The 11839-nt window shown below is 43.5% G+C and carries 11 protein-coding genes and 1 pseudogene; 2 read left to right on the top strand and 10 right to left on the bottom strand.

Features of this window, described 5'->3' with window-relative positions:
- Positions 1-18 precede the first annotated feature (18 nt).
- Positions 19-159: pseudogene (locus C6344_RS18995) on the top strand (oxalate decarboxylase); the annotation flags it as partial.
- Between the two features lie 57 nt (positions 160-216).
- On the opposite strand, the gene C6344_RS10605 reads toward C6344_RS18995, so the two are convergent.
- Entirely contained in the window at positions 217-1407 is a 1191-nt protein-coding gene (locus tag C6344_RS10605; RefSeq protein WP_106072932.1) for an MFS transporter, read from the bottom strand.
- A gap of 157 nt (positions 1408-1564) precedes the next feature.
- The gene (locus C6344_RS10610; protein ID WP_066031736.1) at positions 1565-2800 is read right to left on the bottom strand and encodes a pyridoxal-phosphate-dependent aminotransferase family protein; all 1236 of its coding nucleotides are present in this window, start codon (positions 2798-2800) and stop codon (positions 1565-1567) included.
- Positions 2801-2969: 169 nt separating this feature from the next.
- On the opposite strand from C6344_RS10610, the gene C6344_RS10615 reads away from it, so the two are divergent.
- A complete protein-coding gene (locus tag C6344_RS10615; RefSeq protein WP_106071448.1) occupies positions 2970-3848 on the top strand; it encodes an endonuclease I family protein in 879 nt (292 codons plus the stop codon).
- Between the two features lie 15 nt (positions 3849-3863).
- Here C6344_RS10615 and C6344_RS10620 read toward each other — a convergent pair whose 3' ends face one another.
- The 8 genes from C6344_RS10620 to C6344_RS10655 all read right to left on the bottom strand — a co-directional run bounded on the left by C6344_RS10620 (position 3864) and on the right by C6344_RS10655 (position 11646).
- Complete coding sequence (locus tag C6344_RS10620) at positions 3864-4607, bottom strand: IucA/IucC family C-terminal-domain containing protein (RefSeq protein ID WP_066030439.1); 744 nt, start codon at positions 4605-4607, stop codon at positions 3864-3866.
- 21 nt (positions 4608-4628) lie between these two features.
- Complete coding sequence (locus tag C6344_RS10625) at positions 4629-5666, bottom strand: FecCD family ABC transporter permease (RefSeq protein WP_066030438.1); 1038 nt, start codon at positions 5664-5666, stop codon at positions 4629-4631.
- Positions 5659-6675 carry a FecCD family ABC transporter permease gene (locus C6344_RS10630; protein ID WP_034659893.1) on the bottom strand — a complete coding sequence of 339 codons (1017 nt, stop codon included), beginning with the start codon at positions 6673-6675 and terminating at the stop codon, positions 5659-5661. The genes C6344_RS10625 and C6344_RS10630 overlap by 8 nt, the downstream gene beginning before the upstream one ends.
- A gap of 70 nt (positions 6676-6745) precedes the next feature.
- Positions 6746-7699: an ABC transporter substrate-binding protein gene (locus C6344_RS10635; RefSeq protein WP_106030461.1), complete on the bottom strand. Its 954-nt coding sequence runs from the start codon at positions 7697-7699 to the stop codon at positions 6746-6748.
- Between the two features lie 139 nt (positions 7700-7838).
- Positions 7839-8747 carry an alpha/beta fold hydrolase gene (locus C6344_RS10640; RefSeq protein ID WP_223250423.1) on the bottom strand — a complete coding sequence of 303 codons (909 nt, stop codon included), beginning with the start codon at positions 8745-8747 and terminating at the stop codon, positions 7839-7841.
- 443 nt (positions 8748-9190) lie between these two features.
- Positions 9191-9619, bottom strand: coding sequence for a phosphate-starvation-inducible protein PsiE (gene psiE, locus C6344_RS10645; RefSeq protein WP_106072933.1), 429 nt, complete (start codon positions 9617-9619; stop codon positions 9191-9193).
- A 37-nt stretch (positions 9620-9656) separates the two neighbouring features.
- Positions 9657-10964 (bottom strand): HAMP domain-containing sensor histidine kinase, encoded by a 1308-nt coding sequence (locus C6344_RS10650; RefSeq protein ID WP_106072934.1) that lies wholly within the window; start codon positions 10962-10964, stop codon positions 9657-9659.
- On the bottom strand, positions 10951-11646 hold the full coding sequence (locus tag C6344_RS10655; protein ID WP_106036537.1) for a response regulator transcription factor: 696 nt from the start codon (positions 11644-11646) through the stop codon (positions 10951-10953). Before C6344_RS10655 ends, C6344_RS10650 begins: the two co-directional genes overlap by 14 nt.
- Between the last annotated feature and the right edge of the window lie 193 nt (positions 11647-11839).

Raw genomic sequence — 11839 nt, forward strand, 5'->3', positions numbered from 1 at the left:
GATACACGAGGAGGCAAAAATCGCTTTGCAGATATTTCGTTGAATCAGTGGATGGCCTTAACCCCTCCTCAATTAGTGAAAGAGCATTTACATGTAGATGATGCCATGATTCGTGCGCTTCATAAAGAAAAATCACCTGTCGTTACATATAAAAGGTGATGACCATTATAATAAAACCGATCAATCTGTGCTGATCGGTTTTTTTATAAACAAATTTTAAGAAATTGCAGAAGTATGCTGCACTTTTTTCCCCCACACGATGGATGCAATGAAGCTTATGCAAAGCACTAGTGTTCCGAGCATAAAAGGAAACTCAATATTCACATCAAATAGTATGCCCGCAAGGCTCGGCCCGACGATATTGGCAAGGCTCATAAAGGATGTATTGAGACCGCCCGCTACTCCTTGCTGATTACCTGCCATTTTGGACAGCAATGTATTGAGAGCTGGACGAACAAATGAAGTAGCCGACAAAAATAAAATAGAGCCTGTAAAGATCAGCCAAAAGGACGGCGCAAAACGGCAGACGATGAGCATCAAAGCCGCTCCTAGCAGTGCATAACGCACGACGCGCATTTCACCAAATCGTTTCACACAGGCATTCACCAACGCACCTTGGACAAGCACGCCAGCAAGACCCGCAACCGTAATCACAAACGCAATATCCTTCGGTGTAAATCCATGTTTTTGGTCTACATATAAGCCGAAAATCGATTCAAAGTGAATAATGCCAAAATTGAGGACAAACGCCAATATAAACAAAAAACCGTAGGATGTCTTTAAAGCTTGCATCATTTGCACAAAAGGGTTGAAATGAATGTCTTTGTTTAACCGCGCTTCTTCCTGCTTTTCCTTTATTAATGTTTCAGGTAAAAACAGGACGGATAATAGGGTTGAAAGAGCTGCAAAGGAACCTGCGATGAGAAAAGGAAAAGCGATCCCATACTCGACCAAATAGCCGCCTACGCCTGGTCCAATAACAAAGCCTAACGTCATTGCTGCACTAAATAGCCCCATTCCTTTCCCTCGGTCCTTCTCACTTGTGATATCAGCAATGTATGCAAACATGGCTGGCATGAGTAAAGCTCCGGCCGCACCGCCTAAAAAACGTGATACAAACAGCATCCACAGCTGATCAGCAAATGCAAAAATAAACTGGGCAATGGTAAAGCCGGCAATCCCGGCAATGATCAATTTTCTACGTCCAAATCGATCGGTCAGTGCGCCTGCAACCGGCGATAAAGCAAATTGTGTAAGACCTGTTGCAGCGACAAGAAAACCGAGTGTTTTTCCTGTTGCGCCAAAGGCTTCAATATAACTTGGCATGACAGGGACAATGAGGCCAAAGCCAAGCATGGCAATAAAAATATTGAGCATCAAAATGTATAATCTGCCCATTTTCTTCATATCAAAAAACCTCTTTCTCCAAAATAAATGAAAATGATGTCAAAAACTCAGAACTTCTTCAGTATAGCGATATCACTGTCTATAAGTCTAGTTTTTCAAAAATTAGTTTTCTTTTCCAATTAAAAAATACCCGCAAATAGCGAGTATCCGTATGACTTTATTCACCTTGTTCATAGATAGAAAGAGCCGCCTGAAGCCCTGCTCCGCAATGGATGGATGCACCGTGTTTGATTAGAATCGCTTCCAGCCCTGCTAACACAAACAGCACGTTTTCTTTTCTGCAGCTATAGCCCATTGTGCCAATTCTCCATATACGTCCGGCTAGCGGTCCAAAGGAGCTTGCGATTTCAATGCCAAAATGCTTAAGCAGATCGGCACGTACCGCTTCTCCATCAATACCACTTGGAATCTCAATACATGTCACAACTGGCATTTTACAATGTGGATCACCGAACAATTCAAGTCCCATCGCTTCAAGACCTTTCATCAAGGCTTTCTCGTGATATGCGTGCCTTTGAAAACGCTCAGACAGTCCTTCTTCCAGCACAACACGAACCCCTTCACGAAGTGCATAGAGCATCGTTGTCGCTTCTGTATGATGATTTAATCGTCTAGGGCTCCAATAATCCTGGAGCTGGCTGAGATCAAAGTAATTGCTTTTAATTGGAGAAATATCCATTTGCTCCTGCAATTCATCCTGTGTCGCAATTCCCTTTTCCACTTTCTTTCTCGATTCAACGACAGCTGCCACCCGGTCATTATACGTGATAGGTGACATGCCTGATGGAACAGACAAGCACTTCTGCGTACCGCCAATCGCCGCATCAATCTTCCATTCGTCCACTTTCACCTGGGCCCCGCCAATGGTTGCTACAGCGTCTACAATGAACAGTGCATCGAGTTCTCGGCACGCTTCACCAATTTGCTCAAGCGGCTGCAACCGCCCCGTGGATGTTTCACCATGGACCATCGCAACGATTCTAGGCTTGACCTGCTTCATTTCCTGAATGATATCGCTAGGATCAAAAACCGTTCCCCATCCACATTCCATTGTATGTACCTCAGCACCATAGCGCTGTCCTATTTCAATGAGCAGATGACCGAAGCGGCCAAAGACAGGCACAAGCATTGAATCACCCGGCTCAATGACACTGGCAAGCACAGCTTCAAGCCCTGAACGAGACGTGCCGTCAATCGGAAAAGCCCATTCATTTTCTGTTTGGAAAAGCGACCGCAATAAGGTCATCGTTTCATTCATGATATGTGTAAATGCTGGATCAAATTGACCGAGAATTGGGGTACTCATCACACGGAGCACTCTCGGGTCTACTTCAACAGGTCCTGGTGTCATAATCGTTCTTGAAGGTATTTGCAGTTCTTTCACGTTATCCATCCTCTCCCTCGCTGTCGTCCTATATGCCCACTTATACAGCAATGCTGTTAAAATAGCAATCTCATTTCCTACGAATTCATTACATAACATTTACGATAAATCCATTTATTTCTTTCTGACAATATGATAGAAATAAAGAGAATACATTCCCTATTAAGGAGGAAATCGAATGAAGAGAACCTTATTTGGAACTGTGGCTGCCGGAATCATGATATTCGGCACGTTAGCCGCCCCGCTGCCTCCAGCTGCGAAAGCTCAAAGCTTTACTCTGAATAAACCGAGCCAAACCATCACATTTTCCCCGTTACAGCTTCAAAACGAAACATCTGCACAACAAGCGAAAACAGCCGCTACAAGTCAAATCGATTCCTATTATCAATCTGCTAATGGCAAATCAGGACCCGCTCTAAAGAAAGCTTTACACGATATTATTGATGATCATAAGCAGCTATCCTACAGCCAAGTTTGGGATGCCTTAAAGAAAACAGATGAAGATCCAAAGAATCCAAGCAATGTGCTCTTGCTCTATAGCGGTGTCTCTCGCTCAAAGCAAGCGAATGGCGGAAATGTTGGCCAGTGGAACCGGGAGCATGTCTGGGCTAAGTCACACGGCAACTTTGGGACAAGCCAGGGCCCCGGTACAGATCTCCATCATCTGCGGGCAACAGACGTGCAAACGAATAGCACACGTGGAAATTTAGATTTTGATCTGGGCGGAAATGAATACAAGGGGGCACCGGGTAATTTCTACGACAGCGACTCATTCGAACCTCATAGCCGGGTGAAAGGGGATGTGGCAAGAATGCTCTTTTATATGGCAGTGCGGTACGAGGGCGATGACCGCTTTCCAGATTTAGAATTAAACGACAAAGTGAATAATGGAAGCGCCCCTCTCCATGGCAAAATGTCCGTACTTCTCAAGTGGCACAAACAAGATCCAGTCGATCAAATCGAACGGAACCGCAACGAGATCATTTATGAAACGTATCAGAACAACCGCAATCCCTTTATCGATCACCCAGAATGGGCAGGCGCGATTTGGGAATAAAAAAGAAGGGCACTGCTATGAGCAAGCAGTGCCTTTCTTTTTTTCAAGCGGACAGACAAGACAATAATCGAGACTCTCCGATTTTTTCTCGAGCTTATAATACATACAGCAGGTCTTTCGGTCGGATGTTTCTAGTAAACTGTCATCTAAGTTTAAGCTGTGATGAAATGGATTTTGTTTTGCTCCGAATACATCACCAGCCGCTTGCTTCAGATACAGATAATCCTCCCGCACGCGCTGCTTCACCGCAGGCTCTTCGGCTTCCCGCATCATGCTGCGATAAAGAGAATTGATACGAACCGCTATATTCTCCCACAAAATGGTATACGGAAGTCTTGAAGTGCGCTTCAGCACGTCTAAAAGAGGGGTAACACACTCCGTAAACAGCGCATGCACAGCCTGCTCTCTCCATTCATGCCGATCTCCTTCTAGTGGAACAAACGAACACAAAGACTCATCAATTTCAATTTTCCGATCCTCTCTAAAGGCACATGCCTCCGGTGAAAACTGATAGACACCGTCATACAGCGTCATCATGTACAAAGAGGAACTGACGGCTAAGTAGGCATAACGCTTTGAAAACATCGACGCTGCTACCGCCACATTCGGTGCATGCATGGCTTCCTTTTCAGCCTCTAATAAACGCAGGACAGATGCTTCTGAAAAAAGCGCAGCAAGTGTGCGGTCAGATGTCATTGGTCCATTTGTGATGTGTACCCCGAAATCAAGTAATTCTCTCTCAACCCACTCTGGCCTCATATCAAAACCTCCATCTTTCGTTTATCGATTTCGCTGCTGGTATAACAAATAAATAAAGAACGGTGCACCAATTGCAGCCGTGAATACACCTGCTGGTACATCTAACGGTAGAAAAGCCGTTCTAGCTACTAAATCTGCCAGCATCACGAGAATACTCCCAACAAGCGCAGATGCCGGCACCAGCGCAATGAAGGAGCGGCCGATGATCATCCGTGCGACATGCGGCGCCATCAGTCCAACAAATTCAATGCCGCCTGCAAAGGCAACAGCAATCCCCGCCAATGTCACACTCATCAGCAGAAAGAATAACCGTTTTGCCTGCACTTTTACCCCGAGACCTGTTGCGAGATCATCTCCAAGCTCCTTCACATTCATCGTTCTTGCTAACACCATGACAATTGGTAAAATGATCATGACCCAAGGAAGCATCGACATGACGTCCTTCATCGTAGAACCATATAAACTGCCCGTCAGCCAAATATATGACTTTGTCGTCGTCATCGTATCACTAAGAACAAGAGTAAACGTCACACACGCCTTCATAATGGCAGAAATCCCGATGCCCATTAGGACAAGTGTGATCGGCTTCACCCCTTTTTTCCATGAAAGCAAATAAATCAGACACGAAACAGCAAAAGCCCCTGCAATCGCCCATAAGGATTGATACGCAATAGGCACAGTGCCCATCCAAAAGACAATAAACATAATCGCACCGAACGAAGCACCACTCGTAATCCCAATGATGTCAGGCGATGCAAGCGGATTGCGGATTAACCCTTGCAAAATAAGTCCTGATACCGCAAGCGCGGCCCCCACTAAGACAGCCAGCAGTGTTCTTGGAATTCTCAGTGTATTGAGCACAAAGGTGTTTCCCTCTCCCTGACCGATTAAATGAAGCAGCACATCCATCGGCTGAATAAACCGGCTGCCCATACAGAGACTGAGAATAAATAATCCAAAAGCAACGGCCGTCAATAAAAGTAAAATCAAAAACGTCCGCTTTGAAAATTGAAATGAAATGCGCCCGCCCTTTGAACGCACTGTATATGTTTTAGCCACCTGTCTTCAACCCCTTGCGCACGAGATAAACAAATAGAGGCGCTCCTGCTACCGCCGTCATGACACCAATCGGTACTTCCTGCGGCATGATCAGAAAACGAGCCGCAAGGTCTGCGACAAGTAAAAGAGACGCCCCCACTACTGCACAATACGGAAGTACCCAGCGGTGGTCAGGTCCGACAAGCTTTTTCACAATATGCGGCACTAGAAAACCAACAAACCCAATCGATCCTGCGACAGCAACGGAACCACCCGCTAAAAAGACGACGAGAACTCCCATCGTGATTTTCAGCACCAGCGTACGCTGGCCAAGTCCCTTTGCAATATCATCTCCTGACAAAAGGACATTGATGGAGCGTCCAAGAAGCAGCGCCACAACTGTTGCACCTAAAATATAAGGCAAAACAGGCAGCAGCATATCAATGCTTCTTCCAGACACTGAACCCGCCATCCAGAACAGGATGCTTTGAATCGACTGTTCATTCACGATTAAAAGACCTTGTGTAAAGGACGCAAACAGTGCAGATATCGCCGCACCTGCAAGGACAATTTTGACCGGTGTCAATCCATCTCTTCCAATGGAGCCCAAGAGAAAAACGAGCATCCCTGCAATCGCAGCACCTAAAAAGGCTGTCCACATATAGCCTGTTAATGACTCTGTTGAAAAGAAAACAATCGAAATGACGATAAAAAATAGTCCACCTGCATTAATGCCTAACAAATCTGGCGCCGCAAGCGGATTTCTCGTTAATGCCTGCATCAGTGCACCTGAAATGGCTAGACTTGATCCAACAACCGCTGCAATTAAAGCTCTTGATAATCTGGATGTCATGACAATGACACTGTTTGGATCCGATTCATCAAAATGAAGAAACGCATGGATGGTGGCTTTGAGGGAAATCGAGGTTTGCCCAAGAGAAATGCTGAGCATAAAAAAGACCAACATCAATACGACGAATCCAGCAAACAGCAGCGCCTTGCTCGAATCCTTTTTTAATAAACTTCTCATCTGATTCCCGCTTTCAATCTGTTATGGAAAAAGGAGAAAATGGTTTTTCACATTTTCTCCTCTGCTATCCTTATTTATCAATTCCGAGACGATCATAAATATCATCAAGCATCATGTTTGCAGCAGTGATACCGCCTGCCATGTTCCAAGTGATTTCATCGACTTTATGCACTTGTTTCGCTTTCACTGCGTCAAGCTGCTTCCATAAAGGATGACTCGTCCACTCTTTATATGCTTTTTCAACCGCTTTATCCTGATCATCCATGAAGTAATAGATCACATCTGCATCCATTTGCGGAATGCTCTCTTTGTCTGTCAGTGTAATGATGTCTTGCTTTTTATCTTTGACATTCTTAGGTCCTTCAAAGCCTAGCTCTGTTAAAATGGACCCTGCGAATCCAGTTTGATAGATTCTAGCATGATCTGCCCGGAAGTTCACCACAGACACACTCATTGGCCAGTTTTTGATGTCTTTTTTCGCTTTTTCTTTGAAATCAGCGACACGATCATCCCACTTCGTTAGCAATTCTTTTGATTTGTCTTGCTGATTTAACGCTTCACCCATTAATTTCACTGTATCTTTAAAAGTGAATACTGTTTCTGTTGCTACAGTTGGAGCGATTTCTTTCAGCTGATCAAAAATTTGCTCGTGGCGGATTTTTGATGCAATGATTAAATCTGGGTTAAGCTTTTCAATTTCCTCTAAGTTTGGCTGAGTTTCCTGCCCAACAATTTTGACATCTTTTAAGTCATCTCTTAAATATTTATACGTAGGTGCTTCAAGCCATGATTCAACAACACCCACTGGTTTAATGCCCATAGCGACTGCTGCATCTGTTGCTCCTTGGTACAGCGTCACCACACGTTTAGGCGATCCTTTTATTTCAGTTGAACCGATAGCGCTTTCAACGGTTCTTGTTTTTTCTTTACTAGCTGACTTGCCTTCACTGTTATTGCTGCCGCAAGCTGCAAGTAAAACGATGGAGAGCACAACTATTAGCGACCAAAAAGATTTTTTGAACATGTACCTCACCTATCCATTCTATATGTAGTCATATCGTTTGATAACGATTCTCATTATCACACTATGATTTTATCATAGAAAAGGATGGTGTCAATGTAAATTTTTAAGAAAAAGGGAGAGTGTTGACTAGTTGTTCATACTAAATAGAACGATTCCACATTTGGATGGTCTTTCCAATATGTTTTCCTGCTTCTAGTAACACCGACAAATGGGTATGTCCATCCAGCACTTCATAGACTGATTGTTGTTTGATCTCTTCATGTGGTAGCTCATGATAGGCAGGAAATTTTTCTATATCATACAGCTCATCCTCGCTGCCTACTAACATCGCATAGGGCCGATCCATCATCGCAAATTGTTTTTTAGGTGCAGACGGGGTTAAAGCAAGTGATAGATTGACGGTGATGGCTGTCAATAGAAGCGGATCCTGCTCGACTGCCCATGCTGGATAATGAAAACGCACGGCTTCAGAATGACTCATCAGCAACCCTTTTGTCATGGCAGACAAAACGAATTTCCATACTTGAACGGTCGCAAAAGGAATTTGATCAGGTCTTGCAGTGTCTGATTGATAGCCAAATTCAGGTGCAATAAAAAAGTAGCCATCAACTTCTCTTTTTTTCGGCCAAGATATGTAGTTTAGCAGTAATCCTGCTCCAGATGAATGCCCGCAAAGATAAACAGCTCCCTTATGCTGCTGTTTGACCGCATCCACAAACTGCGAAATATCTTGCCACACATCTGTGATACTAGGTGTATCACCCTTTTTTCCATCAGAATGGCCGTGACCTCTTAAATCGATTAAAAACGTATTCACTTGAAAATTATGCTGAAGCGTATAGGCGATATGCTCGTAACCAGCCAAACTATGAGCACCACCGCCATGAATCAAGATCACATTGGCCTGCGTCTTCTCTTCTGATAAAAATGGATAATACGCAAGGCTTGTGCCGTCGTGTGATGAAATGAATTGTCTTTCTGGAATATGGACAGGGGCTGCCTGCTGCATACTTGTCAATGAGAATGGTTCGTTCTTGATGTCTGTCAATTTCTCCGCTCCTTCAAACAGAAACGAGAATGGCCAGCCGCGCTAGTCATCTTCATTCCTATATCCTAATGAGTGATATTTCGAAATAAGAATAATTTACTTTCAGTGAAAATAAGAATCGTACTCATATACTGACGGTTCGGTGCTTTGGAAATGGGCACAATTCTCGTCAGAACGAGCAGTTGTTCAACTAGAATATTTCGTAAAAAAACAACCTGATCGAACCATGTTCATAGAATGATGAATATGAATGGAAAGAAAAGGCTTCTAAAGCATACCATAAGAATCCGTCCATCAGGTAAACCACTTTTGAATATCCCTGTTTCTTCTTGCGATCACTCATCACTACAACATCTTAATGTACTACTTTAAAGATGGAATGTTCACCTCCTCAATACCAATACATGAAAAAAAGACGAACGGTCATCGTTCGTCTTCTTCCCTCACTTCACTTCTTCATGCTCCTGCGCGGTATGTCGTTTATTGGCGATAAAGAGTGCACAAGTCATCGCAAGAATGGCCAGCGCCCACCAGAACGTCGATACAGCCTCTTCATGATCGATGATAATCAATCGGATGACAGCTGTGATACCAATATAAATAAAATAGCGAAGCGGAAAATGAAAGTTTGATTTAAAGTATTTAATAATTAAGGCTATAAACTCAAAATACATAAAGAAGATCAGCAGTTCTCCAAGCATCCCATAATAGCTTTCTCCTTTGTTAAACAAAGTGTTGTAGACGAATTGGACAATATACCAAGTTTCACTAATTAAGAGGACGCTTAAAGCAATGGCTAGAAAGAACAGACAGATATTCAGAAGGCCTTGCAAGAGATCGGGTACCTTTTGGAAGTTGTTGAATCGTTTCATTGGGTAGTCTCTCCATTCCATATTATTCATTTGTGGTCTATATTTTGATGTGCCAGAATCGCAGCACGATGTAGTAAATATCGTTCTTTTCCATCCTTTCAAACTGCCCGTGCATGCGGGACATCATTCGTTTTATGCTTCGTTCACCAAGTCCAGTGCTTTCCTGCGTGTCATCTGTCTCTTTTATCGCATTGCTGACGTGAATCTCAAAGATTTCTTGATCGGATAAAAACGTGAGATTGATGTCTTTTTTGGGATCGGCGTATTTAAGTAAGTTGGACATCAAATTATCAAACACTCGGCCAAGCTCCTCGACATTCACGTTGATATAGCTGTCGGGCAGCTCTCCTAACAGGTGTACTTTGAATTTCTCTTGATGCAAGATCGCCACCTGATCTGATAAGAGATCGTAAATGACCTCTTTGACTGCAACGGTCTCAAGCTCAGGTTCATGTTCTTTATCAAGTAGACAATAGGCAAACAGATTATCAGACAGATTTTTCAATTGCAGTGCTTTTTCATAAGCACTTGCTATATATTGATCTTTACGGGTATCCGCTCCAGCCTCCTCTTTTTTCGCAAACTCTAAATTCATCATCAGCGACGTCAGCGGTGTTCTCATATCGTGTGACATTTCAGTAACCAAGCTGCGGCTCTCTTCTTGTAGCTCGTCGATGGCTTGAAGCTTGTCCAGAAAAGCTTTACGAAGATCCTCAATACTTTTGGCAATCATCGCTAATTCGTCATGACCTTTCACCGTCATCTCATAGTCCAGCTCGCCGCCTTCAAGAATATGAATGTCTTGGTGAATCGTTTGCAGGTAGCGTAAACTTTTGCGAATACCGAGAAGAACAATAAGGAGAAAAATAAGTGTCGCTCCGAGCAGCTCAAGTGTAAAGGCAAGATCGTGGTAACGAGATGAATAGAAACCATCCACCATGACGCGGCCTTCACCGTCGCTAAACTGAACCGGAAACGAATGATGCTCGGCGTACTGGGTCACCTTTTCTTTTCCATACGCCGATTCATCCGCAGCCGAATAGATGGAGTCATATTGTAGCACTTCATCCTTGAAGATGGTCAAATTAATGTAATCCTCTTTTTTCACCCACTCACCAAACGCTTTTCGATCTGTTGAAGACAGCTCATTCTCAGACACATAGCGGCTGAATTTTTGAATATACCTGGCTGACTCCTCCTCGTAATACTCGTCCGAACTCAAGTATCCGTCAATGAGCTCATTGGTGATCTTTTGCAGCGTCATAAAAACAAGACCGCTCACAATGGCAGCCGCCAAAATCAGCAATGCCAGCTTTTTGGCTAGTGTATATTTACGATGTGCCAAATCGGTATCCTCTTCCCCATTCCGTTTTAATATATACAGGGCGAGCTGGATCATCTTCAATTTTGGCACGCAGCTTTCGAATATGCACCATCACCGTATTGTTGGAACAATAGAAATAAGGCTGTCCCCACACGCTCTCATAAATATTTTGGGCTGAAAATATTTTGTTTCGCCTGCTCATCAGCAGCTTGAGCACACGATATTCTAAATCAGACAGCTTGATTTGCTGACTTTCTTTCCACACTTCATTAAATTCTTCGCTCACCCTCAGCTTGCCCCCAACAAGAAAAGTTTCTTCCTGCTCCTTCTTTTCCTGATAGACGGTGTACCTGCGTAATTGTGCAATCACTCTAGCATGAAGCTCCTCTTGTGAAAAAGGTTTTGTCATATAATCATCCCCGCCGGCGAGTAAGCCTTCGGTTTTATCGAATGTACTTGATTTGGCTGTCAGAAATAGAATCGGAACGTTAGAGGAGGCTCTCATCTGCTGGCACGTTTCGATGCCTGAAATGCCTGGCATCATCACATCCAAAATCACCAAATCGAGCGAATCGTTCACAAGCTTCAATGCTTGCTCGCCATTCATCGCTCTCAGCACCTCATATCCAGCACGTGTAAGGGATTCCTGCAAAAGGTCTCCAATATCTTGATCATCTTCTACGATTAATATTCGATGCGTCATGTCTCTCTCACCTCATGATACGTGATGTACTTTCTTTTATGTCTTTACTATATATCATCTAGCTATGTGAAAAGATACAGCATAAATCTTAACAGTTTATGAATATGACCATCTGCCATCAATTTGTCACATTCATTTTCAAAAAATTGGATCTTCATAAATTGTTAAGAATTGGGTCGTATATTGATTCATT

It is taken from the genome of Bacillus sp. GBSW19, from assembly GCF_002998655.1.
GTDB lineage: Bacteria > Bacillota > Bacilli > Bacillales > Bacillaceae > Bacillus.